This window comes from Noviherbaspirillum massiliense JC206 (assembly GCF_000312045.1).
Lineage (GTDB): Bacteria > Pseudomonadota > Gammaproteobacteria > Burkholderiales > Burkholderiaceae_D > Noviherbaspirillum > Noviherbaspirillum massiliense.
The window spans coordinates 760,697-782,942 of sequence record NZ_HE978634.1 but is presented as its reverse complement, the minus strand read 5'-3'; the positions used below and the strand labels follow the sequence as shown (position 1 = coordinate 782,942).

The 22,246-nt window shown below is 62.4% G+C and carries 28 protein-coding genes; 16 read left to right on the top strand and 12 right to left on the bottom strand.

Annotated features, from left to right (window positions below):
* Nucleotides 1-143: 143 nt before the first annotated feature.
* From HGHM_RS20605 to mscL, 3 genes are all read right to left on the bottom strand, one after another.
* Nucleotides 144-590 carry an acyl-CoA thioesterase gene (locus HGHM_RS20605; RefSeq protein WP_019140218.1) on the bottom strand — a complete coding sequence of 149 codons (447 nt, stop codon included), beginning with the start codon at nt 588-590 and terminating at the stop codon, nt 144-146.
* A gap of 93 nt (nt 591-683) precedes the next feature.
* Nucleotides 684-1,811: a beta-ketoacyl-ACP synthase III gene (locus HGHM_RS03980; RefSeq protein WP_019140217.1), complete on the bottom strand. Its 1,128-nt coding sequence runs from the start codon at nt 1,809-1,811 to the stop codon at nt 684-686.
* A 229-nt stretch (nt 1,812-2,040) separates the two neighbouring features.
* Nucleotides 2,041-2,466 carry a large conductance mechanosensitive channel protein MscL gene (gene mscL, locus HGHM_RS03975; protein ID WP_019140216.1) on the bottom strand — a complete coding sequence of 142 codons (426 nt, stop codon included), beginning with the start codon at nt 2,464-2,466 and terminating at the stop codon, nt 2,041-2,043.
* A 408-nt stretch (nt 2,467-2,874) separates the two neighbouring features.
* Between mscL and HGHM_RS03970 the strand changes: the two genes are divergently transcribed.
* From HGHM_RS03970 to HGHM_RS03960, 3 genes are read left to right on the top strand one after another with little or no spacing between them, the layout of a single operon-like run.
* Complete coding sequence (locus HGHM_RS03970; protein WP_019140215.1) at nt 2,875-3,477, top strand: DUF1326 domain-containing protein; 603 nt, start codon at nt 2,875-2,877, stop codon at nt 3,475-3,477.
* Nucleotides 3,474-4,289, top strand: a complete 816-nt coding sequence (locus tag HGHM_RS03965) for a DUF2182 domain-containing protein (RefSeq protein WP_019140214.1) — start codon at nt 3,474-3,476, stop codon at nt 4,287-4,289. The genes HGHM_RS03970 and HGHM_RS03965 overlap by 4 nt, the downstream gene beginning before the upstream one ends.
* Nucleotides 4,282-5,157, top strand: coding sequence for a DMT family transporter (locus HGHM_RS03960; RefSeq protein ID WP_019140213.1), 876 nt, complete (start codon nt 4,282-4,284; stop codon nt 5,155-5,157). The genes HGHM_RS03965 and HGHM_RS03960 overlap by 8 nt, the downstream gene beginning before the upstream one ends.
* Nucleotides 5,158-5,188: 31 nt before the next feature.
* Here HGHM_RS03960 and HGHM_RS03955 read toward each other — a convergent pair whose 3' ends face one another.
* A complete protein-coding gene (locus HGHM_RS03955) occupies nt 5,189-5,746 on the bottom strand; it encodes a hypothetical protein (RefSeq protein ID WP_019140212.1) in 558 nt (185 codons plus the stop codon).
* A 213-nt stretch (nt 5,747-5,959) separates the two neighbouring features.
* On the opposite strand from HGHM_RS03955, the gene HGHM_RS03950 reads away from it, so the two are divergent.
* The 5 genes from HGHM_RS03950 to HGHM_RS03930 all read left to right on the top strand — a co-directional run bounded on the left by HGHM_RS03950 (nt 5,960) and on the right by HGHM_RS03930 (nt 10,257).
* Nucleotides 5,960-6,892, top strand: a complete 933-nt coding sequence (locus tag HGHM_RS03950) for a hypothetical protein (RefSeq protein WP_019140211.1) — start codon at nt 5,960-5,962, stop codon at nt 6,890-6,892.
* A gap of 121 nt (nt 6,893-7,013) precedes the next feature.
* Nucleotides 7,014-7,865, top strand: coding sequence for an archaetidylserine decarboxylase (gene asd / locus HGHM_RS03945; RefSeq protein WP_148415353.1), 852 nt, complete (start codon nt 7,014-7,016; stop codon nt 7,863-7,865).
* 78 nt (nt 7,866-7,943) lie between these two features.
* On the top strand, nt 7,944-8,360 hold the full coding sequence (locus tag HGHM_RS03940; protein WP_019140209.1) for a secondary thiamine-phosphate synthase enzyme YjbQ: 417 nt from the start codon (nt 7,944-7,946) through the stop codon (nt 8,358-8,360).
* Nucleotides 8,361-8,510: 150 nt separating this feature from the next.
* The gene (locus HGHM_RS03935) at nt 8,511-9,050 is read left to right on the top strand and encodes a DsbA family protein (RefSeq protein ID WP_019140208.1); all 540 of its coding nucleotides are present in this window, start codon (nt 8,511-8,513) and stop codon (nt 9,048-9,050) included.
* A gap of 373 nt (nt 9,051-9,423) precedes the next feature.
* Entirely contained in the window at nt 9,424-10,257 is an 834-nt protein-coding gene (locus HGHM_RS03930) for a class I SAM-dependent methyltransferase (protein ID WP_019140207.1), read from the top strand.
* 142 nt (nt 10,258-10,399) lie between these two features.
* On the opposite strand, the gene HGHM_RS03925 is transcribed toward HGHM_RS03930, so the two are convergent.
* Nucleotides 10,400-11,134, bottom strand: coding sequence for an SDR family oxidoreductase (locus HGHM_RS03925; protein ID WP_026075675.1), 735 nt, complete (start codon nt 11,132-11,134; stop codon nt 10,400-10,402).
* Between the two features lie 243 nt (nt 11,135-11,377).
* Between HGHM_RS03925 and HGHM_RS03920 the strand changes: the two genes are divergently transcribed.
* The gene (locus tag HGHM_RS03920; RefSeq protein WP_019140205.1) at nt 11,378-11,626 is read left to right on the top strand and encodes a hypothetical protein; all 249 of its coding nucleotides are present in this window, start codon (nt 11,378-11,380) and stop codon (nt 11,624-11,626) included.
* An 86-nt stretch (nt 11,627-11,712) separates the two neighbouring features.
* Here HGHM_RS03920 and HGHM_RS22570 read toward each other — a convergent pair whose 3' ends face one another.
* Nucleotides 11,713-12,432 (bottom strand): CBS domain-containing protein, encoded by a 720-nt coding sequence (locus tag HGHM_RS22570; protein ID WP_148415351.1) that lies wholly within the window; start codon nt 12,430-12,432, stop codon nt 11,713-11,715.
* Between the two features lie 383 nt (nt 12,433-12,815).
* A complete protein-coding gene (locus HGHM_RS03910) occupies nt 12,816-13,535 on the bottom strand; it encodes a hypothetical protein (RefSeq protein WP_019140203.1) in 720 nt (239 codons plus the stop codon).
* A 303-nt stretch (nt 13,536-13,838) separates the two neighbouring features.
* Between HGHM_RS03910 and HGHM_RS03905 the strand changes: the two genes are divergently transcribed.
* Both HGHM_RS03905 and HGHM_RS03895 read left to right on the top strand, forming a co-directional pair.
* Nucleotides 13,839-14,042 (top strand): hypothetical protein, encoded by a 204-nt coding sequence (locus HGHM_RS03905; RefSeq protein ID WP_019140202.1) that lies wholly within the window; start codon nt 13,839-13,841, stop codon nt 14,040-14,042.
* 90 nt (nt 14,043-14,132) lie between these two features.
* Entirely contained in the window at nt 14,133-14,732 is a 600-nt protein-coding gene (locus HGHM_RS03895) for a hypothetical protein (RefSeq protein ID WP_019140200.1), read from the top strand.
* A gap of 187 nt (nt 14,733-14,919) precedes the next feature.
* On the opposite strand, the gene HGHM_RS20595 is transcribed toward HGHM_RS03895, so the two are convergent.
* Entirely contained in the window at nt 14,920-15,195 is a 276-nt protein-coding gene (locus tag HGHM_RS20595) for a YtxH domain-containing protein (protein ID WP_019140199.1), read from the bottom strand.
* Between the two features lie 437 nt (nt 15,196-15,632).
* On the opposite strand from HGHM_RS20595, the gene HGHM_RS03885 reads away from it, so the two are divergent.
* Together HGHM_RS03885 and HGHM_RS03880 are read left to right on the top strand one after the other, a co-directional pair.
* Nucleotides 15,633-15,926 carry a hypothetical protein gene (locus HGHM_RS03885; protein WP_148415349.1) on the top strand — a complete coding sequence of 98 codons (294 nt, stop codon included), beginning with the start codon at nt 15,633-15,635 and terminating at the stop codon, nt 15,924-15,926.
* Between the two features lie 397 nt (nt 15,927-16,323).
* Nucleotides 16,324-17,409: an MFS transporter gene (locus HGHM_RS03880; RefSeq protein ID WP_019140197.1), complete on the top strand. Its 1,086-nt coding sequence runs from the start codon at nt 16,324-16,326 to the stop codon at nt 17,407-17,409.
* 63 nt (nt 17,410-17,472) lie between these two features.
* Here HGHM_RS03880 and HGHM_RS03875 read toward each other — a convergent pair whose 3' ends face one another.
* Together HGHM_RS03875 and HGHM_RS03870 are read right to left on the bottom strand one after the other, a co-directional pair.
* Nucleotides 17,473-17,895 (bottom strand): cupin domain-containing protein, encoded by a 423-nt coding sequence (locus tag HGHM_RS03875; protein ID WP_019140196.1) that lies wholly within the window; start codon nt 17,893-17,895, stop codon nt 17,473-17,475.
* Between the two features lie 88 nt (nt 17,896-17,983).
* Nucleotides 17,984-18,346, bottom strand: coding sequence for a YciI family protein (locus tag HGHM_RS03870; RefSeq protein ID WP_019140195.1), 363 nt, complete (start codon nt 18,344-18,346; stop codon nt 17,984-17,986).
* Between the two features lie 98 nt (nt 18,347-18,444).
* Here HGHM_RS03870 and HGHM_RS03865 point away from each other — a divergent pair, with 98 nt between their 5' ends.
* On the top strand, nt 18,445-18,795 hold the full coding sequence (locus tag HGHM_RS03865) for a hypothetical protein (protein ID WP_019140194.1): 351 nt from the start codon (nt 18,445-18,447) through the stop codon (nt 18,793-18,795).
* 281 nt (nt 18,796-19,076) lie between these two features.
* Entirely contained in the window at nt 19,077-19,949 is an 873-nt protein-coding gene (locus HGHM_RS03860) for an ion transporter (RefSeq protein ID WP_019140193.1), read from the top strand.
* Between the two features lie 26 nt (nt 19,950-19,975).
* Here HGHM_RS03860 and HGHM_RS03855 read toward each other — a convergent pair whose 3' ends face one another.
* Both HGHM_RS03855 and HGHM_RS23355 read right to left on the bottom strand, forming a co-directional pair.
* Nucleotides 19,976-20,935: a DUF5996 family protein gene (locus tag HGHM_RS03855; protein WP_019140192.1), complete on the bottom strand. Its 960-nt coding sequence runs from the start codon at nt 20,933-20,935 to the stop codon at nt 19,976-19,978.
* A 198-nt stretch (nt 20,936-21,133) separates the two neighbouring features.
* Nucleotides 21,134-21,640 (bottom strand): hemerythrin domain-containing protein, encoded by a 507-nt coding sequence (locus HGHM_RS23355; RefSeq protein ID WP_019140191.1) that lies wholly within the window; start codon nt 21,638-21,640, stop codon nt 21,134-21,136.
* Nucleotides 21,641-21,838: 198 nt separating this feature from the next.
* Between HGHM_RS23355 and HGHM_RS03845 the strand changes: the two genes are divergently transcribed.
* Nucleotides 21,839-22,243 carry an Hsp20/alpha crystallin family protein gene (locus tag HGHM_RS03845; protein WP_019140190.1) on the top strand — a complete coding sequence of 135 codons (405 nt, stop codon included), beginning with the start codon at nt 21,839-21,841 and terminating at the stop codon, nt 22,241-22,243.
* Nucleotides 22,244-22,246 lie beyond the last annotated feature (3 nt).

The following is a 22,246-nucleotide window of genomic DNA, read 5'->3' as shown; positions in this document are numbered from 1 at the left end:
GCGCAGGGTGCGCTGCGCGCACCATTTCATGCAGCAGCGTCGCGATAGGCCGTAACGGAACGCACTCGGATGACGGGAGTCTGGCGGATCTGCTGCGATGGTTTGACGATGCGCGGGGCGCACCCTACTGGCTGCTTTTCGAATCAGCTTCCGTCAGACACCACAGCGGACACATAAGCGTCAACGAATTCCTCCGGCATCCTGCGCACGCGGCCATTGCTCAGCTGGATGCAGACCAGTTCCCAGCGCCCGCGCAAGACGGTCGCGCCATCCGAGGAACGGACGATCTGGAAGCGGCGCTCCATGCTGGCGCTGCCTGCATTCCCTCCCCTGGCGACCAGCCAGGTTCCGATGGTGAGCGGCTCGCCGAGGTAGGTGGCGAGCAGATAGTCGTATTCGCTGCGACGGATCGCCATCGCGCGGTCGAGGCGGCGATAGTCGTCGAGAGTCAGGCCGAGATGTTCGGAATGCGACCAGGCGACCTGCTCGCACCATTTCACGTAGACGGCGTTGTTGGTGTGGTTGAGGCCGTCGATGTCGCCCGGCTGCGGGCTGACGGAAAGTGTATGAGGATGGGGATAGTCCCACATGCGGAGAGGCTCCTATGGGAAGGGAATCAGGCTACAGGAGCAGGCCGCGATGAGGCCGCATGAGGGCGGCCTGTCCTGTCGTACGCGATGCCGTTACAGCTTGCGCACCACCACGCTGCCGACGGAATAGCCGGCGCCGAAGGAGCAGATTACGCCGAGGTCACCGGCGGCCAGGTCGGCGTTGTGGCGATGGAAGGCGATCACCGAACCGGCGGAAGCGGTATTGGCGAATTCGTCGAGGATGATCGGCGCATCGTCGGCGGTTGCCTCGCGGCCGAGCAGTTTCTTGCCAACCAGCTGGTTCATGCCGAGGTTGGCCTGGTGCAGCCAGTAGCGGCGCACATCGGTCGGCTTGATGCCGAGGGTATCCAGATGTCCCTCGATGTGCGCGGCGGCGATCGGCACCACTTCCTTGAATACCTTGCGGCCCTCCTGGCGGAATTTCTTGTCGCGCGCGTTCGGGTCGCTGTCTTCGGCGCTGTTCATGAAGCCGAAGTTGTTGCGGATGTTGTTGGAGAACTGGGTCGCGAGCTTGGTGCCCAGCACTTCCCATTTCTGCGCCGCCGAGGGCGAGGCCAGTTCGGCGCGCTCGACCACGACCGCGGTGGCGACATCACCGAAGATGAAGTGGCAGTCGCGGTCGCGCCACTCGAGGTGGGCGGAGGTGATTTCCGGATTCACTACCAGCACCGCGCGTGCCGAGCCGCAGCGCACCGCATCGGCCGCCTGCTGGATGCCGAAGGTGGCCGACGAGCAGGCGACGTTCATGTCGAAGGCGAAGCCGTTGATGCCGAGTTCCTGCTGGATTTCGATTGCCATCGCCGGATAGGCGCGCTGCATGTTCGCTGCCGCGCAGATCACGCCATCGATGTCGGCCGCGGTTTTGCCGGCGGCAGCCAGTGCTTCGCGCGCGGCAGCCACGGCGATTTCCGCCTCCAGCGACAGTTCATCATCGGGGCGCTCGGTGAAGCGCGGGTACATGCGCTCCGGGTCGAGCACGCCGGTCTTTTCAAGCACGTAGCGCTGCTTGATGCCGGATGCCTTCTCGATGAATTCCACGCTCGATTCCTGCAACGCGGTGATTTCGCCGGCGGCGATGCGCTCCGCATTGCGCGCGTTGTACAGCGCGACGTATTTATTGAAGGATTCGACGAGCTCTGCGTTGGTGATGATGTGCTCCGGCGTGAAAAGGCCAGTGCCGCTGATAATGGCGCGATACATGTTGTTTATTTTGCTATCCGGAAATTGAAATGCAGCAGCATTATGAACCAAGAATACCCTGGCGTCATGGTCCGGGCGGTTTCCGGCGCGGCCGAAAATTCAACGGGCGGGCGGGGAAAAAGGCCATTTTCGGCCGAATGGCGTGGATTTCCCCCGTGCCTGCGGCTGGACAGGCGGAATGCCCCATCTACGAAACAATGTTCCTGCACACAACGAGCCGGCTTGGAGCCTATTTTTGGAAGCTATTTACTCTTAGGCTGTCGCGGATTTCGCGCAACAGGACGATGTCTTCGGGCACGGGGGCCGGACCCGGGGCTGGCTTTTCCGTCCTGAATCGGTTCATCTGCTTGACCATCAGGAAGATGACGAAGGCAAGGAGGATGAAGTTGAGCGTGACCGTGAGGAAGTTGCCGTAGGCGAGCACCGCGCCTCCCTTTCGGGCGTCGGCCAGCGTCGAGGCGTACTGGCCCGAAAGCGGAATGAAATAGTTGCTGAAATCGAGGCCGCCGAACAGCTTGCTCACCACCGGCATGATGATGTCGCCGACCAGGGAATCGACGATCTTGCTGAAGGCGCCGCCTATGATGACACCTACCGCAAGGTCCATCACATTGCCCTTGACGGCAAACTCCCTGAATTCGCTGATGATGCTCATTATTTCTCCCTGAAGATTTGGAGGCCGGCACGGCCTCGTCGATGCAGATTCAAAAATTATGTCATACATGCAAGCAGCGACAGGCTGCAGTGCATGCCAGCGCGCCGGCGTGGATACCGATGACTGGCAATGCGGGATAACCGGCTGACTAAGGAAATGTCGTGAAAGTATCGGACTTCTTCCGTAATCATTGTCATTTTGACTTGGCTCAAAGCTTGATCTCTTGCGGCAGGTGCGCCCCATTGCGGCTCAAGAGGCGGCGAACCATAGTGAAACCGTGGATGTGAAAAGCCTCCATCCGCGATCTCGAGGCAGAACCGCTTTGTCCTTGGGACGACCGCAGAATCCGCAATGTCCTTGCCGCCGGAGTCGTGGCGGCATGTCCATATAGCTTCATCGGAGGTTCCTATGAGCTATCACTTAGAAGGCCGCCTGCTCGAAGTTTGCAACTGCAAAGTCTTGTGCCCCTGCTGGATCGGCGAAGACCCTGACCATGGCACCTGCGACACCATTGTCGCGTGGCGCATCGACAAGGGCACGGTCGACGGCGTCGACGTGAGCGGCAACACCATCGCGGCCGTGGCCCATGTGCCTGGCAACATTTTGGAGGGCAACTGGACCGCCGCAATCTTTATCGACGAGCACGCTTCCAAGGAGCAGGAGCAGGCGATGCTGAAGGTCTATACCGGCGAGGCCGGCGGACCGGTTGCCGACCTGGCCAAGCTGATCGGCAAGGTCGTGTCGGTGGAGCGGGCGCCGATACGTTTCACCGTGAACGAGGGCAAAGGCGAACTCGCAATCGGCACCAACTACTATGCCGAGCTCGAGCCCTATCTCGGCACGACGGGCGGCCAGACCACGCTCTCCGATACGGTGTTCTCGACCGTGCCGGGCGCGCCGGTGTTCGTCGGCAAGGCGCCGACCTATCGGTCCAGGAACGAGGCCATCGGGATCGACCTCGACATCAAGAACCATAACGCGCTGCAGAGCACCTTCGTCTTCGACGCATGAGCTTGACGTCAGGCCTGTCACTGCCTGGCACCTCGCGCCACCGCCGCGTCTTCCTGCCGGTCCTGGCCGCGCTGGTTGCGCTCGCATGGGTGGCGTTATGGGCATGGGCGCGCAGCCCCTACGGCCGCTATCTCGATCACGGAGACTGGACGGCGTCGGGACCGGCGGCGTTTTTGTGCCGTACTCTTCCCGCCGGCGACGTGATCGTACCCGTGCTGCTCTACGCCGCCGCCTGGATACTCATGACGGCCGCCATGATGCTGCCCACCACCCTGCCCCTGTTCGATGCCTTTGACCGGCTGACGGGAGGCCGCCCGGACCACGGTCGCCTGCTGATGCTGCTCGGCCTGGGCTACATGGCGGCATGGGGTGCGTTCGGGCTGCTGGCGCATGGACTGCACACTGCAGTGCTGGCCCTGGTCGCCAGCATGCCCGCGCTCGCCTGGCATGGCTGGCTGATCGGCGCCGCGGTCATTGCCCTGGCCGGCGCATTCCAGTTCAGCCGGCTCAAGTACCAGTGCCTGGAAAAATGCCGCACTCCTTTAAGCTTCGTCATCCAGCACTGGCGCGGACATACGCAAGGCTGGCATGCATTCACGCTTGGCGCGCATCACGGCCTGTTCTGCGTCGGCTGCTGCTGGGCACTGATGCTGCTGATGTTTGCGGTCGGCACCGGCAGCCTCGGCTGGATGCTCCTGCTTGCCGCCGTCATGTCCATCGAAAAGAATGTCCCCTGGGGCCGGCGCCTGAGCGCGCCGCTTGGCGTCATGCTACTGTCCTGGGCGCTCGTCATGGTGGTCGGCCATGCGTGAAGAGCGAGGCGACCGCCCGGCACTGAACACGATCGCCCTCACCGCACTGGCCATGCTGGCCTTCGCGGCCAATTCGCTGTTGTGCAGGCTCGCGCTGCAGCAGGAAAGCATCGATCCGGCAAGCTTTGCCAGCATCAGGCTGGTGTCCGGGGCAACCGCGCTTGCGCTCATCCTGCGCTTCAGGGCGAAGCAGCCCGCGCCGCGCCGCGCCGACTGGCTTTCCGCAGCCATGCTGTTTGCCTATGTCGGCTTCTTCTCCTTCGCCTATCTCAGCCTGTCGGCAGGCACGGGCGCATTGATCCTGTTTGGCGCGGTGCAATTGACGATGTTCAGCGCCGGCTTGCGCGCCGGGGAAGCATTCAGTCCCGTCGCCTGGCTCGGCTTCACCCTGGCTGTCGCCGGCCTGGTCTATCTGGTGTCGCCCGGCATCGCTGCACCATCGCTCACGGGGACCGTTCTGATGGCGATTGCCGGCGTGGCCTGGGGCGTGTACTCCCTGCGCGGCCGCAGCGTGGCCGATCCGCTATCCGCGACAGCGGGCAACTTCGCGCTGGCAACGCCGCTCTCCCTCCTGCTGAGCCTGCTGTTCATCACTCAGGCCAGGGCCGATGCGCCCGGCATTGCCCTGGCCATCGCTTCCGGGGCAATCACGTCCGGCCTCGGGTACGTGGTCTGGTACGCGGCGCTGCGCAAGCTTTCTGCCATGCGCGCGGCCACCGTGCAGCTGTCGGTCCCGCTGATTGCTGCGTTTGGCGGTGTGGCGCTCCTGTCGGAAACCATTACGCCGCGCCTGGCGACCGCCTCGGTGGCAATCCTCGGGGGCATCGCCCTGGTGCTGACCCACAAGGCGCGGAGACCGGCCTCATAGCATCGGGCATGCGGGCAGCGTCCCGGCTCGTTCAGAACGGTGCATACCGAATGCTCAGCTTGGGCTTGGAATCCAGCTTCAGCTGGGCTTCCGATGGCGGATATTCCCTGTCCTTGTAAGAAAAGCTCGCCACCTGCAGCGATCCGCCATCCAGCGTTTCGCAATCCTTTTTCAGTTCGTAAGTCGTTTCCACGGTTTTTCCATTGTCGGTGACGCGCCTGGATTCCGGCTGCTCGGGAAGCGAAACCTGCTGCCCCTCCCCGGTCTGCACCTGGATTTTCCCGATGGTGTGCTGCGCATCTTCCGGCACCTTGATGCGAAGGTAGGAAACATGTTCATTGAGAAACCCGACCGGAATCACGGGCGGCAGGGGAAAGAAATACCAGCTCATCGCGGTCGCCCGTTTCATCGGGCAGGAAAACTGGATCGACAAGGGGAAGTCCTCGTAGGGCGCCAGCACGGCTTGCGGCTTCGTCAGTTCGTTGTCGTCTTCGGCAAACAGAACCGATTCCCGCTTGCCGGCTTCACTCCAGACAGCGCAGGCCGACAGCAGAAGAGTCGTCAGAAGGGAAACGAGGATGGTGCGCATGGCTGGATTTCCTCCTGGAGATACGGTGATGGACGATGCTGATATGTACCGTCCGAACCGGTAACAGTTCCGTTGCAGGAGGCGTGCCAGCCTCGCGTGCCGGCGCTGACCGGCATTGATATCGCTCAGCGATGCCCAATGCCGGAAACAGTCCATGGCGGACGCCGCCTACACTGAAGGCAGGCAAACGAATCCATCGGAAAGGTGCGGGTAATGATTTCCAAAAACGATCTGCTCGGCGCACCAGCCAAGCCTCTGGCGAGGGCGCGCAATATCCTTCTGGATGCGTACTTTTACGACATCGAGGCATTGTCGCGGGATGAACTGTCGGAACTGTCCACGGCATCGGACCATGAAGGCGCGGTGATCGTGGTCGCTCCAAGCAAGCACGATGAAGGAATCCGTCACTACAGGAACGCGACCGAGATGCTGAAGCGGGAGCGCGACAATATCCGCGGCGTGGCCATTGCCGGTGTCGGCAGCTCGATCGTGGGCACGGCAGCCCTTGCCCGCAACGTTGCGGATACCTATGGATTCGACGTGGCAGGCATCGTGTCCGGATACGGAGCCGTCGATCTGATGACCGAAGCCATGGGAGGCTGGTTCTTTTACGGATACCTGGACCGGCTTCGTCATTACCTGGAAATACTGGTGGAAAAGAGTCCGGGATGGTTCCCTTCGGAAGCCCTGGACGACGCAAGCAGCGCGCTCCGGTTCGGCATCGACCCGCGCAACAAGCTGCTTCCGCGCGAGCTTGATTCCGGCACCCTGCTGGATATCCTGAGGGCGCGGCCGAAGAACCTGGAGCTGCTGGTCGGCCACAGCAAGGGTGCCCTGCTGATCGATTTTGTACTGGAGCAATTCGTGGAACAGATGGACGGACGTCCCGATCCCTATTACGACGAACTGCATGTCGTCACCGTCAGCGCCGTGGTGGGCGTGCCACGCAAATTCAAACGAACGGTTCAGATCATCGGCGAGCTGGACTGGTTCGGCGCGATGAATTCATTGCCCGATCTGTTGCGCAGCGAAAACCCCGAGATACAGCCGAGGTATGTCGACAATGCCTGCCATCACCTGAATCCGGGCATTCCCTATCCGCTGGCATTGGTCGAGGCTCTCAGCGCGTACTTGCCGATGCGCTGAAACACCCGCCATCCCATGCCGTTGCCGGGCGATCCGCGAGGGCGGAGCCGGCCCTGGCCGCCCCACCTCGCCAATCCACTACGGCTATAATCTGGCCCTATTCTTTTCCGTGAGATCGATCGTGCCGAAAAAGCGTTTGTCCGTGCTCCATCAATACGTGCTTCCGAAACAAGCCCTGACCGTGTTTGCCGGGCGGGTGGCGGGTGCGGAGGATGGACGCTTCACGCCGCAGCTGATCCGCTGGTTCGTGAAGCGCTATGGCGTCAACATGCAGGAAGCGCTCAATCCGGACCTGTCCAGCTACAAGAGCTTCAACGATTTCTTCACCCGGGCCTTGCGCGAAGGCGCCCGCCCGCTGGCCAATGCCGATTTCATCTGCCCGGTCGATGGTGCGATCAGCCAGTTCGGCGCCATCGAGCATGACCAGATCATCCAGGCCAAGGGCCACCGCTATTCCACTACCGCGCTGGTTGGCGGCGACACGAAGCTGGCGGCAATGTTCGAGCACGGCAGCTTCGCCACGCTCTACCTCAGCCCGCGCGACTACCACCGCATCCACATGCCCTGCGACGGCAGGCTGACGCGCATGATCTATGTGCCGGGCTCGCTGTTTTCGGTGAACCCGACCACTGCACGCGGCGTGCCGGGCCTGTTCGCACGCAACGAACGCGTCGTGTGCGTGTTCGACTCGCCGTTCGGCCCCTTCGCGCTGGTGCTGGTCGGCGCCACCATCGTCGGCAGCATGGCAACGGTATGGCATGGCGTGGTCAATCCGCCGCGCTTGCGCACCGTGCGCGAGTGGACTTACAAGGACCAGGACATCGTGCTGAAGAAAGGCGAGGAAATGGGCCGCTTCCTGCTCGGCTCCACCGTCGTGATGCTGTTTCCGCGCGGCGTGATCGAATTCAATCCGGAGTGGCTGGCCGAGCGCGCGATCCGTTTGGGCGAAGCGATGGGACACAAGCCGACGTGATTGCCGGGCTGCGATGAAACTGCGATGAGACGCAGGGTGCGTCATGCGCACCCTACCTATTCTCTTGATGGAGAAGCGATGCACCATCAATCCATCCTCGAATTTGCGACACCCGGGCGCGGCACCCGCAACATCACTGAAGCGGTCGCGCGCATCGTGACCGCATCCGGCGTGCAGACCGGGATTGCGCATGTCTTCGTGCAGCACACCAGCTGCTCGCTGACGATCACGGAAAATGCCGATCCCGATGTGCGGCGCGACCTTGACACCCTCCTCGCACGCCTTGCTCCCGACGGCGATCCCGCCTACCGCCACGATCTCGAAGGACCGGACGACATGGCCGCGCATGCGCGCAGCGTGCTGACCGGCCCCGGACTCACCATTCCCGTCGGCGCAGGCCGTCTGCTGCTCGGCACATGGCAGGGCATCTTTCTCTGGGAGCATCGCACCGGTGCGCAGCAGCGCAAGGTGGTAGTCACGGTGCTTGGTGCCTGAAGTGTTGGTCAGGAAAGGCATATCCGCCCTGCGCGCCGCATACTGACGAGGACAGCTCGTTCCGGCGAAAGAATGGGCCGGATCGGGATAGAACCTATCCCGGAGGCGCTACTCCAAGCGCGATAGCCTCCTATCCGTACTGCCAATATCATGCCCGACCTCAATGTTCCTGTTACGCCAGACGATCACGCTCAGGGCAATCCTTCCGCAAGGATCACGCTTGTCGAGTACGGCGACTACCAGTGCCCCTACTGTGCGAAGGCTCATGTCATCGTCCGGCAATTGCAGGATTGCTTCGGCGAGGATCTGCGATTCGTGTACCGGAACTTTCCCCTGACGGAGCTTCATCCCGAAGCCGCAGCCGCTGCCGAAACGGCCGAGTTCGCAGGCTCACAGGGACCTTTCTGGGATGTGCATGATGCGCTTTATGAAAACCAGGCGCTGCTCGGCCTGCCCCTGTATGCGGAAATCTTCAGGCAGCTCGGCCTGTCCCGCATGGATTTGCAACAAGCCCTTGTCGGCGGCGCCTGCGATCCGAAGATCGAGGCTGACATCGAAGGTGGGCTGCGCAGCGGCGTCGAGGGTACACCCACCTTCTTCATCAATGGACACCGTTACCAGGGCGACTCCGACCTGGCATCGCTGGCGGCAGCAATTGAAACGCTGAGGCGAAGCGCGGGCACGCACTGAGCAGGACCGAGCCGTTAATTGCCGGTTCTCCTGCCCTGCCGGCGTCTCGAATATCAGGCGCCAGCGTCAGCCCGAACTTCACATCGAGCAGAAATCGACCACTTCGTCGAAGCGCAATGCCTGTCATCATCCTTGATGCCATGCACGGTGGCGGCATCTCAAGTTGCAGGCTGGATTGCCGAACCCGAGACTCCTTGAGCATCATCAAACAGCCGGCGACAAGTATTCTGCCATGGCGTTGACACCTCATGGCAGCAGGCGAACACTCCACACGTCTGCCTGCTGACCGCCCCGCCCTTCCGGCTTCATCCGGTTGCGCCCGGACCATTAAACGCGGGCAGCCTCACGTTGTTACCGCCGAGGAGCTGAAATCATGGCCGAGATGACCACCGAGATGACCCCAGACATGAAAGCGCTCAAGGATCGCCTCAAGGCGACATGGATGTCGGGTGATTACGCACACTTTTCCCAATACCTGGAACCCGGCGCGCTGGAGTTCCTGCAGCGCCTGGCCGTGGAACCGGGCACGCGCATGCTGGATATAGGCTGCGGTGCGGGTCAGATCGCAATTCCCGCCGCCCGTGCCGGCGTGCAGGTGACCGGCATCGACATTGCCGCCAACCTGATCGAACGGGCGCGGGAGCGCGCCCGGGCCGAGGGCGTGCGTGCCCAGTTCGACGAAGGCGATGCGGAGATGCTGCCCTATCAGGATGATTCGTTCGACCTGGTGGTGAGCCTGATCGGCGCGATGTTCGCGCCCCGCCCCGAGGAAGTGGCAGCCGAGATGGTGCGCGTATGCCGGCCGGGTGGTCGCATCGCGATGGCGAACTGGACGCCGGAAGGCCACGTCGGGCAGATGTTCAAGATCGTCGGCAAGCACGTGCCGCCCCCGCCGCTGATGGCCTCTCCCGTGAAATGGGGTGACGAAGCGACCGTGCGCGAACGGCTGCGGGAAGGCACGGCGAGCATCACCACCGAAAAGCGCATGTACCCGATGCGCTACCCCTTCCCGCCGGCCGAGGTAGCCGACTTCTTCTTCCAATACTATGGACCGACGCTGCGCGCGCTGTCTGCACTCGATCCCGCCGGGCAGGCCGCGCTGCGCGACGATCTGGTGCAGCTCTGGACGCGCAACAACCGCGCGCGCGACGGCGCCACCACCGAGGTCGATGCCGAGTATCTTGAAGTAGTAGCGATACGCGCCTAGGCTTGGTGAGCAAAGCTGTTGCGCGATCCGGCTTTCGGCCTGCGGTGTCCGGCGTACCTGCGTACGCGTGCGCTCCTCGGCCAACATCCGGACCGCTCGCTACGCTTGTCAAACTGCGTCCTGGCCCGTATGCAGCACCGCCTTACCGGTCGATCTCGCGAATGTCGGCAACCGGCATCTGCCCGAACTTCGCGTCGAGCAGGTAATCGACCAGCCGCCTGGCGCAGTCTTCCGGGCTGGTCAGCTGGCCTTCACGCTTGAGGCCTTCGAATCGTTCGCGCAGGGGGAAATGCTCGACCGGCGTGGCGCGTATTTGCGCCTGCATGTCGGTATCGATCACGCCCGGGGCGAGGCTGCATATGCGCACGTTCGGCGTCTTGTCCAGCACCACGGCGCGGGCATGGTGGTCGAGCGCCGCCTTCGTTGCGCAGTAGACGCTCCAGCCGGGATAGGCATTGCGTGCCGCACCGCTGGACACATGCAGGATGCGCAGCCCGCCCGTGCCCCGATTGGCCGCGGCCACAGCACCCGCCAGCATCAGCGGGGCTGCCACGTTCAGGCTCACTGCCTGCGCAATGGTGACTGGATCCTGCGTGTCGATCGGCCCGACCGGCTGCACGATTCCGGCATTGTTGACGAGCAGGATTTCCTTGCTGCCGGCCATGAAGCCTTGCAGCGCGCCACCGGCAAGCCAGTGCGCAAGCGCCGAAGAATCGGCAAGATCGACTTCCGCCTGCTGCAGCAGCGCCGGGAAATTCTTTTCGAGTTCGGCATTCCTCTTGCGCGCCACGCCGAGCACGGCGATGTTCCGTGCGAGCAGTTCCTGCGCGATGGCGGCGCCGAGGCCGCGGGTATGTCCGGTAAGAATTGCTTTCATTACAGACCTCTTGTCCGGGTAGTCGTGGTTTTCGGTTGACGGGATCGAAGGATGGATGCGAATCGCTCCGCCTGCCATTATGCCCGAGGCCTGCACTGCTTCGCGGATCCGTGGAGCAGCTTTCTTATTTGCCCGAAGGTGAACGATCGCAGATTTGCCGGGTCATCCGACTATCGGCCGCACTGTTTACGGACAGCAGGCGGCATCAGTCACGTTTCAATTGCCTGAACGAAGGAGATCACGATGCAAAACGACGGCTCGAAAGAGCGGCATGAGAACCGGGCGGGAGAACACAATCCGCCCACCCCGCAGACGAAGTATCCGAAGGGCCCCGATGTGCTGAATGGCGGCGCCAAGGTGGATGAAAACGGCACGTCCGTGACGCGCGGCGCGCCGGGAAACGTGATCGACAATGTCGGCGGCCCCGGCCTGGGCGTGCCTCCCGGCGAAAAAGACCCCGAGGCCGGCCCGGAGAATTCGCGCAAGAAATGAAGAAGCTGGGACCGGCAGGACGCACCCTGCGTTTGACCGGCAGGGTGCGCCGCCTGCGCCACTAAATTACGCCGCTGTGTCCCGCATCATCCCCGCCGTCCGGTTGGCGGCAATCCCCCGCCCGTGATGTCCTGTCCCCCGACGCCATAATTGCGGCGCGGATCGCCCGTGGCGGCATCGCCGTGCGCACCGCCGGTCGCATTGGTGCCGGGATCGCCTGATGCCCCGGCAGCGCCGATGCCACTCTGTCCTGCACGCGGCACATCGGTGCCTGCCGGCTGCTCCGATTGCGAACCGCGCCTTCCGGCGTCTGCCCCGACTTCAGCGGTGCGGCCCGCGGCCTTCGTCACATTGCCCATCGGGTGACCCGGTTCGGACGGGGACGAGACCATTTCCACCATTTCCTCCGCCTCCTGTCGCTGGCCGGCAGGCCCCTTGGTCACCACATCGCCGAGCGACACGATGCCGACCAGCTTGCGCTGCTCGTCATGGGAGACGACGGGCACGCGGCGGATCTGGCTGTCCGCCATCTGGATCATCACATCCTCGAAGGGCTGGTCCTCGAACACGCAGCGCACGTCGGTACTCATCACTTCATCCACATGGGCATCGCCGGGCGTTCGTCCCGCCGCCACGCCGCGTATGGTGATGTCGCGGTCGGTGACCATGCCCACCAGGCGGTCGCCATCGCACACCGGCAGCGCCCCCACATTCATCTCATCCATCATCTGCGCCGCGCGCTGCAGGCTTTCCTGCGGCGACACGAACCTGACGTCGCGCGTCATCACTTGCGAAACCATCTGCATGGCCATCTCCTTTCCTTGCAAAGGACAAACATGCACGGCGCCATGATTTCGCCAAAACTGCATGGAGACCCTCGATGGCGGGCCGCGCACATCCGGTTGAAGCAGCTAAGACTGCAAACGATGGAAATGTTTTCATGCCGACCGGCGGGACGGCGGGATTATTTTTTGATGCCTGCCCGCAGTCCTCGTGCAACTGAGACGCTGCCGGATCTGGCTCTCACAAGGAAATTCTGTTTCAGCAACGCGAAAGGATGGGGACCGGTCGACAGACATACCCTGCCGCAGACTGCTGCCGCTCTCGGTAATCAGCAGCAACCAGTGCGGCAGGGTTTAGCCCGGGCCGCCGGGCGGCGGCCTGAACGGCATCGGGAAAGCGCCGCTTATTAAAAGCGCCAGCCCAGCTTGGCACCGTAGGAGGTGGTGTCGCCGGTGCGGTCGGCTTCGACTGCAATATTCATCAGCAGGAAGTTGAAGTTCGCGCCGACGAAATACTTGTTGTCGGTGAAGCTGGTCTTGCGCAGGTTGGGTACATCGTTCGGCGTGCTGCTGACCCGCACGAGGCCGACACCGGCATACGGCGTGAAGAAGGCAAAGCCCTTGGAAATCGACAGGTCGACCCCGGTGGTATCCAGGTCGAGCTGACTGACGCCCCTCATTGTGCTGTAGCTTGCGCGCAGTCCGACTGCCGGCGTGGCGATCCCGCCTTGCAGCAGTGCATAGCGAACTTCGGCACCCAGCAGCTTGATATTACTGTTCGGTACGGCGGCATAGGAAGCGCCGATGTCGATCCCGAATGGCAAGCCCTTGTGCAGATGCAGCTTGGGCACGAGCAGCGTGTCAGGCGCGCCGCCGGACACGGCGCGGTCGAATACCTCGGAATGCGCCAGCCGGGTTGCCGTCACCTCCACGCCCAGGTCGAAGCCAAGCACGCCGGTCGGCTCCGCTGGCGTAAGCGGCTTGTAGCTGAGCGCTGCGCCCAGGTCTTCCGACAGCAGCCGGAAGTCGGACTGGCTGAGGCTGCCAAGGCTGTCGATATTGTCGGCGGCCCGCACCGGCAGCATGACGGCGAGCAGGCTCAGGGCGGCGAGATGACGGAAATGCATTGGGTTCCTTTCAACGGGTGGGTAGGCAGATATTGCCCGCGAAAGTATATCTTCTGGCATTGGTCCGGCTGCATAAATTCGGACGGAAGCCTGTTGAAGCTGTTGCGAAATGTAGCCAGGCTGCGGATGTCTTTGCGCGCCATGTATCAGGCGTACATTGCGATACATACATCTCGTAACCCGTCTTACCGATTTTGCCTAGGCGCTCCCTGGGCGCTCGTATTTAATACGAGCCATGACAGTTTGCCTGATGCACTGTCACCCGGCCGCGAATGACGCGGCCTCCTCACATGGGAGCATTCAATGAAATCACTCATCGTCCCTCTCGCTGCAGCCTGCAGCTTCCTGACCGGATGTGTCGCGGTACCGGTCGCGGATCCCGGGGTATCTGTCTCGGCCACCGTTCACGCCAGCGACGGTCCGCGCTATCGCGCCATGCGGGACAGTGACGGCGACGGCGTGCCGAACCGGTATGACCGGCGGCCGCGCAATCCTTACCGCTACTAAACCCGTGCTCGCAAGGCGAGCAGGAACCCATCGAGCGCGTCTTCCCGGCAGCACGGCTGCGGGACGACGCCGATCAAAAGGAAGCAGAACATGAAAGCCAGAACCTTCGCACTCTCCCTCATTGCCTCCAGCGTGCTCAGCTGCGCCATGATCGCGCCGGCAATGGCCCAGCCGGACGACACGCCCGGCATCGACCAAGTCCAGCGGCAGGTCCATGCCCGGATACAGGCGGGCGTCGCTTCGGGCGATCTCACCGCGCGCGAGGCGCAGGAGCTGCGGCAGCGCGAGCGCGAAATCGAGTTGCGCGAAGCCAGGATGAAGCGTGATGGCGTTGCCACGCGCAACGAGCGCCAGCAATTGCGCCAGGACCTGGCGAAGCTGAATGCGGAAGTGGATCGCAAACTGGCGAACCGGCAGGTGGCCGTATCCTACGAAACCCACGGTCCCGGCTTCGAGGGGCAACAGCGGAAGATCCATGCCCGGATAGAAAATGGCATCGCATCCGGCCTGATCACGCCGCGGGAAGCAGACAATCTCTTTGCGAAGGAGCGCCAGCTCCAGCGGCAGGAAGCGGCATTCCGGTCGGATGGCCAGCTCAGCAAGGGGGAGCACAACATCCTGCAGCGAGATATCGCCATGCTGAGCGATGATGTGGACCGGCTGCTGACCAACAACCCGCGCCGCCGTTAAACCGTGCTGGCAGGGCGGACAGGTCCATGAGCTCCCGTCCGCCCTTGCCGGCACAAGGACGAATCAACTCCTGCCTGCTGTCCTCAAGCCCGTTCCTGCTGAATACGCTGACGACCTCCCCTGCCTTGCCGCCCGACGGCCAGGCACAGGCAAGCGACCCGCCCCGGGAGGCGGGTCGCCAGCCGGCTTATTGCAGGGTCTTGCTGCCGACAGAATCGCTGATGTCCGACACCATGCGGCTGGCTTCGGAGCGCATGCCTTGTGCCCGGTTGGCCAGATCGCGCGAGGCTGCATCCATGGATTTGCGCGCCTTGGTGCCCGCGCTGTAGAGCTTGTCGCGCGCCAGCGCACGACGGCGGTTTCCCTGCTCGGGGTCGAGCAGGAACATGGCAAGGGCGCCCAGTGCAATACCGCCGAGAAGCCAGGTGAAGGGCGACGTGCTTGTTGTGTCCTCATTCATCATTCTTTTCTCCTTGTCAGTTAGAACCGGTTTCACAAACATACGGCTTGAATGTGACCGCTTTCTTGCTCCAGAGTTTATAAACGGCGACAGGAAATTATCGGATGGGCAAAGCGGGCATGCCTTCTGCGCCACCAGGAAACTTCTTCGAGGAAACACTCTTCATTCCAGTCGGGAACGCCCGGCGTCCCGCGCATTCATGCGGTACCCCGAGAAGCCCGTGCGGCTCAATTGCATATGACTTCCGGCACGATGCTTGACCGCGAATGTCTGAACGGGTATTCCTTTGCGGCCGCACTTCATGCATGTACGCCCATGTTCGTCAGCCTGGCCCCACGAAGCCGGCATGAACCCATAGGGCGCGGGGAAGCCCGGGATCATGCAAACGCCGGACCGGCCCGCTTGCACCCGGCAGTTGTGCAATCAATCAGATGGAGCCCATGATGAAAGTCGAACTGGACATTGAAAAGATGCAGGCCATGCTGGAGATGTGGCGCAACTCGACCGACCTGCAGGTACCGATGACCGATGGATTCCGGCTTTACCTCATGAAAAACAGGCATGAAATCCTGGGCAATCTCCTGCAGGCAGCGACCGCCTTGAACCTCGCCATGAGCTGCATGAAGCCGCTCGACGATGATGCCGCCTTCGACGACCTGAAAGAGAAGTTGCGCGCGTTCATCGAATGGGCGGCAGCCGAGATCGACAAGCTCGACCTGATGACCCGCGAGTAGCCTTCCCCGCTGTTTGAAACAGCAGCGGACTGCGCCCGCAGCAGTCCCGCTTTCTCCAGTCCAGCATCCCCTTCCCTGCGTGACATCCTTCCATCGCCAGTCCTCTGCAGGTGCATGAGCGGCAATGCCTTCCTGCACGCGAATCCCCTCTTTCGACCGCCGGCCTTGAACGGTTTGCATGCTTGCGCGCAAACAATTTTTGCCCGCTGAAAAATAATTTGGAATTACCCCTGCTGAGGGGAAACTATTTCTGAGGTGCAGTATCGAAGAGCCCGTTACGTGATAGAAACGTTGCCCTTCGACACCAATGCAAACTGCCTCCACCCTTCCCGTTCAAGCTTCCGCTCTTCCCGTTCGGCTGACATTTCCCAATGTTCAGCACATTGCCTTGCCCACAGTGTTTGCCCTGTCCGGCCTGCTCATGGGCAGCTGGGCAAGCCGCATTCCGGCCTTGCGCGACGGCTTGCAGATTTCCCATTCGATGCTGTCCTTCGTGCTGCTGTGCGGCGGCCTGGGTGCAGTGATTTCTTATCCGCTGGCTTCGCGCCTGATGGCGAATTTCGGCGGCAGAAGGACAACTCTTTACGCCGGGCTCGGACTGAGCGCCGTGCTGCCGGCCATCGGCCTGGCGCCCAGCGTGCCCCTGCTGATGCTCGCGGTATTGATGCTGGGCGTGAGCGGCGGCTGCTTCGGCGTCGGCCTGAATGCAGTGGCGGCACGATTTGAAAAGGCTGCCGGGATGTCGAAGATGTCGAGGCTGCATGCCCTGGGCTGCGTCGGTTCGCTGGGCGGCGCACTGCTGGGCAGCTTCGTGGCCGGCATGGGCATCAAGCCATCGATGCACTTCATCGCGGTGGCCCTGCCTGTCGCACTCCTGATGTGGCTCAGCTGCCAGATGCTGGAAGCCGATGAAGGCGGCGAAGTGATCGAGAAAAAGGCCTTCGCCCTGCCGAGCGGCCCGCTGGCCGTGCTGGGCATACTGGGCTTTTGCGGTGCGATGTCGGAAAACAGCATCGCGGACTGGAGCGGTGTTTATCTGAAAGACCACTTCAATGTGTCGGCGGGCGTGGCGCCGCTGGCCCTGTCTGCCTTCACGGTCATGATGCTGGTGTCGCGCCTGATGGGCGACCGGTTGAAGGAAAAGCATGGTGCGCGCCGCCTGGTATCGTCCGGCGCCGTGATTGCCGCGAGCGGCCTGTTCCTCGCAGTGTTCGCGCCGAGTGCGCCTCTGGCCCTCGCAGGCTTTGCCTTTGCCGGCATGGGCTTGTCGCTGCTGTTTCCGTTCATCTACAGCGCGGCCGGCCGGGAAGGTCCCATGGCTACCGCAAGCGTGGCCACGGTATGCAACATCGGCGGCCTGATGGGCCCGCCCGTGATCGGCACCATGGCCGACCACCTCGGTATCCAGGTCGCCATCGGCTTCATCGGCCTGCTGAGCGTCGCGATCGCCTTCGTGTCCGCCAGGGCGAACATGCTCAAGTAAGAAGCGCGATCCCTCCACCTTTCACCGGGCCGCCCCGTCTCTTGACCGGGCGGCCCGTTTTCTTCATGCGGGCCGATCCTTGTCCTGCCGGACGGAATAAGGAATGACCCGTTCCTGTTCATCCGGATCATTGCGCGCCACGATGGCGCGGGCGGCCTCGGTGCTGCTCAGGTTGATCGCCTTGTGCGGCATCGAAGGCGGGATGAACAGGAAGTCGCCGGCCTCGCTGACCACCGACTCGGCCAGGCCTTCCCCGTAACGCGTTTCGACCCGGCCTTCGAGCACATAGATGCCGGTCTCGTAGCCTTCATGCAAATGGGGCTCGGCCGCCGCTCCGGGGGGAATCACGACGATATGCATGGACAGCCCCCTGCTGCCGGCGGTGTTTCCGGAAATGCCAATGAAATAAGGCAGGCGCTGCCGCGTCACGACCGCCTGTTCGGGCCGTATCGCGACGACGTCCTGGGAGGCTTGTGCTTGTGCCATGGCATGCTCTCGATCGAAGTGCGCCGGATTCCATTATCGGCCCGGCGCTGCCGGCATGCCACGTGAGGCGACTGCGCCTTGAGGCGGCTCAGGCCCGGTCTTCGTAACAGGGTGCCAGGTTGCGCACTTCCACCGTGCACCATTCCGCTGCCGGGCAGCGCGCAGCAATGTCGATCGCTTCTTCCCGCGTCTCGCAATTGAGCAGGAAGAAACCGCCCACCATTTCCTTCGCTTCCGCGAACGGGCCGTCGAGCACATGTGTCTGGCCGCTGCGCACGCGGACCCGCGCCGCACCGGCATGCGAGCCGAGAGACTCGGCGGCCAGCAGCAAGCCCCTGGCCTGCAGGTCGTCGCCAAAGCGCAGCATGCTCTCGTAGGCGGCATTGCCTTCCGCCTCGGAGCGGGTAAGCCTCTGCTCGGGCGGCTCAAGGATCAGCAGCATGTAAGGCATGATTTCTCCCCGTTTTTGCAACAAGCTGTGATTTTGACATCATTTGGCGACGGATTGGACTACACTCGGTTTTCCGCATTTCAACAACGAGCCCAAGAATGATCCAGCCATCCCTGCGTCTGACCCTGGCATGCGCGGCCGGCATCCTGAGCCTCGCCGTCCTCCTTCCCGCAGCCCATGCCAATGCCATCGAGAATGCCGCGCAAAAAGTCGGCGAAGTGGCCCAGAAGGCCGGCATGGGCATCGAGAAAGGGATCACGAAGGCGGGCGAAGGCATCAACAAGGGCGCCAGCAAGGCCCGCCCGGGACTTGAGAAGGGCGCGCATCATGCCGGCAACGGCATACAGAAAGGCGCGCATCACTTTGACAAGGGCGTCAGGAAGGGTGCGAAAAAAACCGGCGAGGCGCTCGGGAAAGCCGGTGCGAAGGTGCAGCAGGCCGTGAAGTAGGACCAGGCATCGGCGCTTTCAGGCCGTTCGCGAGATTCGCCCTGACGGGCCACGATTGAAGTTCGCATCGGCGAAAGCCCTGGGCCTTTCCATCACCTGATGGCGCAAGCCGCCCAGCCTCACGGCCGATGTTGCCCGCAGGCGAAGCTCGATGCCGTCGAAGCCGGGACCCTGCTGGACGCATTGATCCGATTACGTTATCTTGCTGTCATCATTCCCGCCATGCCAAGTTCCGAGCAGCAGTCCTGCGGCATGGCAGCATCCAGTCTCCTGCCACGAAGATGGACCAGACCCAACCGATTGCTGTGCCCTCGACCGAAGAATTCGGCAAGCCGGAAGGCGGCCTGCGGCGGCGCGTGTACAGCATCATTTTCGAATCCGACACGAAAGCCGGAAAGCGCTTCGATCTCACCCTGATCGCGGTCATCCTGTTCAGCATCCTGGTCGTAATGATGGACAGCGTGCATGCCATCGGCGACCGCTACGGCACCGCAATCGACGTGCTCGAATGGGGATTCACCATCCTGTTCACGATCGAATACCTTGCCCGGATTTACTGCGTGAAACACCCGCTGCGCTACATGACCAGCGTGTTCGGCATCATCGACCTGCTGGCGATCCTGCCGACTTATCTCGCCCTTGTGGTACCGGAGGTGCATGCCCTGCTGGACGTGCGCATCCTGCGCCTGCTACGCATTTTCCGGATCCTGAAGCTGACCCTGTATGTCGCGGAATACCAGGCCCTGATGGCCGCGCTGCGCGCGAGCCAGCGCAAGATCTTCGTCTTCATCCTGTTCGTCATGATGGTGGTGCTGATCCTGGGCACGGTGATGTACGTGGTCGAAGGGCCGGAACATGGCTTCACCAGCATACCGAAGTCGGTGTACTGGGCAATCGTGACGCTGACCACGGTCGGCTATGGCGACATCACGCCGCAGACCAACACCGGCAAGATGATCGCTTCGCTGATGATGATGCTGGGCTGGGGCACGCTCGCCGTTCCAACCGGGATCGTGACGGCCGAGATGGCGTACCGGCGCATGGGGCGGCAACCCTCGATGCGCGTCTGTGCCGCATGCCGCAGCGAGGGCCACGAAGCCGACGCCAAGTTCTGCAAGGATTGCGGCGCCGCCCTGTCCAAGGAACAGCGCTAGCGGGATTTGCCGGCCGGGAACCGGCGTTACGATGCATGGGGAGACAGTTCAGGCCCCCTCAAGACTGAACTGTCCCAGTGTGCGAGCCGGGCCGCCGCATCGAAACTGCCTTGCAGGAAATCGAGCAATGTCGCATCCGGCGACTCCGCCCGCCGCACCACCTCGTACGGCAGGATGAATTCCCGAAGCGTGCTGTCATAGACTGCCCTGCCCGGGAGCAGCGGCGCTGCGTTGAATCCTTCCGGCTCGGGATAGGCATAGGAGTAGAACACCGGAGACGGCAATGCCGCGCTGCCCGGCCAGAACCCGCAACTGCTGACCTCGTGCGAATAGGCTTCGCGCGCCACCCAGTCCGGAAGATGCGGCACGCCTCCCGGATGTTCCGGCGCCGGGCGCCCGGAAAAGCGCGTCACGGCGAGATCGAAGCTTCCCCAGAAAAAATGCACCGGGCTGCACTTGCCGATGAAGCGGGCGCGGAATTCCTTGAACACGCGGTCCGCCTGCAGCATGGCACGCCAGCAGCGGTGCGCCGCCTCCGCATCATAGGACGCATGGACGCGGTCTTCCTCGAACGGGATGGCATCGGCAACTTCGTTCGGTGTGGTGTTGATTGTCACGTCGAGCCCGAGCCGCGCCATCCTGCCGCACACTTCCCGGTAAAAGTCGGCGACCGGCTGCGGCTTAAGCGGCAAGGTTTCGCACCTGCCGTCATCCGTCTGGATTACCAATTGGTGTTCGATGAAATCGAAATCGATCTGGAATGCGCGCGCGCCATGGGAAATGGGAGAGGTGGTCAAGCCGCGCACGGTTACATACAGGGGAACATGCCAGGAGTGATTGGTCCACGGGCTGCAGGCGAGCCGGATCTTGCCGACGATTTGCGTCCACATGTGCAGCGTCGCATAGGTATCCTTCCATGACTTGAAATCAAGAGCGGGCCAGTGCTCGGGACGCGACGCATTGCCGGGGGAACTGGGTTGCATCATGATTCGCTCCATTTTGATTGTTCATGCGAAGACGCATCGCCGGGCTCGCCGAAAGGGACTGCCGGGTCGTCCGCAAAGTCTTATCAAGAATCAGTCTGCTGCCAGGGCGCGCTCCCGCCACCCGCTGCCACTTCAACGGCGTCCTGCGAGGCAAACGTCACGGCAGGATTTCCCGGCAAGCCTGCGGCGCGGCGAACGTCACACTCTTAAACCCGGCGCGATCGGTTTTTGCAGGCGGTCGGCGATCATGCTGATTTCGAAGGTCTGCATCTCGCGTCCGATGGCGCCAAGATCAAGCTGCGCGTTCTCGATTTTCGGAAACAGATGCTGCTCCTCGTTGTCGACATGCGCGAGGATGGCATCGGCGAGCTGGCGATACAGCTGATCGATCCGCGGGTCGCTCTCATCCGTGATCTTGAACCTGTCCATCAGCTGCTGTGCCTTTTCATGTTCCTGCTCGCACTGGTCGACGAGGGAAGGATCGACAGTGCGCACGCGGGGATAGAACGCACCTTCCTCAAGGGCAGTATGTTCCTCCAGCACGACCAGCAGGCGGCGGCCGATGTCTTTCTTTTCATTCATGTCCTTCGCCTGGAAATAGCGATCGAACAGCTGGCGTACCAGCGCGTGATCCGTCTTCAGCGCCTCGATCGGTGCATCCACCGGAAATTCGCCTCTGCGGCGCGCATCGAAATCCGTATCCACCTGTGTCTCCTTCTCGCCAATGCAAGAGCCGGTCTGGAATCCGGCTTTCCGATCTTGAAGTTTATAAGCTGCACTCAGTATTGCAAGGCACTGAGTACAGGAAACAGGATGCCCGCCCGGTTGGAACACCACCTGAGGAATCCGGTCTATCGACAGACGCATTGCCCCCCAATCACTTTCGCATGTGAAAGGCAATCCATGAAATGGCGCGACCCGACGATATCGATATGGGATGAAGCGCTGGACATGCTGGAGCGCGCCGACCGCTTGCACCGCCAGTTTTTCCAGCTTGAACATCAAGGCCGCACGCCGACCTGGGAACCACCGGTGGATGTGTTCGAGACGGAACTGGAACTCGTCATCATTACTGCCCTGCCCGGCGTGGCTGCCGAGCAGCTCGCCGTCACCATCGAAGGCCCGGCGGTAGTGATCCGCGGCCAGCGCGCCATGCCGCTACCGCGCGAAACCGCGATGATCCGGCGCCTCGAGATTCCGTATGGGCAGTTCGAACGGCGGGTTGAATTGCCGCCCGGCCAGTTCCAGGTCGGGCAACGCCTGCTGAAGGACGGTTGCCTGATCCTGACCCTCAACAAGCTTGGATGAGTG

What these genes read in the sequence shown, in the direction of transcription:
- HGHM_RS03930 (WP_019140207.1), top strand. Translation starts at nt 9,424, where the DNA reads ATGGCCGAGATGACCACCGAGATGACCCCAGACATGAAAGCGCTCAAG.
- HGHM_RS03935 (WP_019140208.1), top strand. Translation starts at nt 8,511, where the DNA reads ATGCCCGACCTCAATGTTCCTGTTACGCCAGACGATCACGCTCAGGGC.
- HGHM_RS03920 (WP_019140205.1), top strand. Translation starts at nt 11,378, where the DNA reads ATGCAAAACGACGGCTCGAAAGAGCGGCATGAGAACCGGGCGGGAGAA.
- HGHM_RS03860 (WP_019140193.1), top strand. Translation starts at nt 19,077, where the DNA reads ATGGACCAGACCCAACCGATTGCTGTGCCCTCGACCGAAGAATTCGGC.
- mscL (WP_019140216.1), bottom strand. Translation starts at nt 2,466, where the DNA reads ATGAGCATCATCAGCGAATTCAGGGAGTTTGCCGTCAAGGGCAATGTG.
- HGHM_RS03845 (WP_019140190.1), top strand. Translation starts at nt 21,839, where the DNA reads ATGAAATGGCGCGACCCGACGATATCGATATGGGATGAAGCGCTGGAC.
- HGHM_RS03965 (WP_019140214.1), top strand. Translation starts at nt 3,474, where the DNA reads ATGAGCTTGACGTCAGGCCTGTCACTGCCTGGCACCTCGCGCCACCGC.
- HGHM_RS03960 (WP_019140213.1), top strand. Translation starts at nt 4,282, where the DNA reads ATGCGTGAAGAGCGAGGCGACCGCCCGGCACTGAACACGATCGCCCTC.
- HGHM_RS03875 (WP_019140196.1), bottom strand. Translation starts at nt 17,895, where the DNA reads ATGGCACAAGCACAAGCCTCCCAGGACGTCGTCGCGATACGGCCCGAA.
- HGHM_RS03910 (WP_019140203.1), bottom strand. Translation starts at nt 13,535, where the DNA reads ATGCATTTCCGTCATCTCGCCGCCCTGAGCCTGCTCGCCGTCATGCTG.
- HGHM_RS03855 (WP_019140192.1), bottom strand. Translation starts at nt 20,935, where the DNA reads ATGATGCAACCCAGTTCCCCCGGCAATGCGTCGCGTCCCGAGCACTGG.
- HGHM_RS03870 (WP_019140195.1), bottom strand. Translation starts at nt 18,346, where the DNA reads ATGCCTTACATGCTGCTGATCCTTGAGCCGCCCGAGCAGAGGCTTACC.
- HGHM_RS20595 (WP_019140199.1), bottom strand. Translation starts at nt 15,195, where the DNA reads ATGATGAATGAGGACACAACAAGCACGTCGCCCTTCACCTGGCTTCTC.
- HGHM_RS22570 (WP_148415351.1), bottom strand. Translation starts at nt 12,432, where the DNA reads ATGCAGATGGTTTCGCAAGTGATGACGCGCGACGTCAGGTTCGTGTCG.
- HGHM_RS03940 (WP_019140209.1), top strand. Translation starts at nt 7,944, where the DNA reads ATGCACCATCAATCCATCCTCGAATTTGCGACACCCGGGCGCGGCACC.
- HGHM_RS20605 (WP_019140218.1), bottom strand. Translation starts at nt 590, where the DNA reads ATGTGGGACTATCCCCATCCTCATACACTTTCCGTCAGCCCGCAGCCG.
- HGHM_RS03885 (WP_148415349.1), top strand. Translation starts at nt 15,633, where the DNA reads ATGATGAAAGTCGAACTGGACATTGAAAAGATGCAGGCCATGCTGGAG.
- HGHM_RS03980 (WP_019140217.1), bottom strand. Translation starts at nt 1,811, where the DNA reads ATGTATCGCGCCATTATCAGCGGCACTGGCCTTTTCACGCCGGAGCAC.
- HGHM_RS03955 (WP_019140212.1), bottom strand. Translation starts at nt 5,746, where the DNA reads ATGCGCACCATCCTCGTTTCCCTTCTGACGACTCTTCTGCTGTCGGCC.
- HGHM_RS03905 (WP_019140202.1), top strand. Translation starts at nt 13,839, where the DNA reads ATGAAATCACTCATCGTCCCTCTCGCTGCAGCCTGCAGCTTCCTGACC.
- HGHM_RS03895 (WP_019140200.1), top strand. Translation starts at nt 14,133, where the DNA reads ATGAAAGCCAGAACCTTCGCACTCTCCCTCATTGCCTCCAGCGTGCTC.
- HGHM_RS03925 (WP_026075675.1), bottom strand. Translation starts at nt 11,134, where the DNA reads ATGAAAGCAATTCTTACCGGACATACCCGCGGCCTCGGCGCCGCCATC.
- HGHM_RS03970 (WP_019140215.1), top strand. Translation starts at nt 2,875, where the DNA reads ATGAGCTATCACTTAGAAGGCCGCCTGCTCGAAGTTTGCAACTGCAAA.
- HGHM_RS03865 (WP_019140194.1), top strand. Translation starts at nt 18,445, where the DNA reads ATGATCCAGCCATCCCTGCGTCTGACCCTGGCATGCGCGGCCGGCATC.
- HGHM_RS03950 (WP_019140211.1), top strand. Translation starts at nt 5,960, where the DNA reads ATGATTTCCAAAAACGATCTGCTCGGCGCACCAGCCAAGCCTCTGGCG.